This window comes from Micromonospora xinjiangensis, assembly GCF_056150165.1.
Genome location: NZ_JAXCFO010000020.1, coordinates 1 through 304, shown reverse-complemented (window position 1 = coordinate 304; position 304 = coordinate 1). Strand labels below are relative to the sequence as shown.

General features: G+C 66.1%; 1 protein-coding gene. It reads left to right on the top strand.

The window, feature by feature from the left end; all coding sequences use genetic code 11:
• On the top strand, positions 1–304 hold a 304-nt coding region (locus SM573_RS29725; RefSeq protein WP_474617558.1), incomplete at both ends, for an FG-GAP repeat domain-containing protein.

Here is a 304-nt window from a genome sequence, read left to right as displayed (position 1 = left end):
GGCCGACGCCAACGGAGACGGCTTCACCGACCTGCTCGGCATCAAGACCGACGGCACCATGTGGCTGTTCTCCAACAACTACACCCGCGACGGCGCGATCCCGTACGGCGACGTACGCCAGATCGGCAGCAGCTGGGGCAACTACGCGCGCATCGTCCCGGCCGACGCCAACGGAGACGGCTTCACCGACCTGCTCGGCATCAAGACCGACGGCACCATGTGGCTGTTCTCCAACAACTACACCCGCGACGGCGCGATGCCGTACGGCGACGTACGCCAGATCGGCAGCAGCTGGGGCAACTAC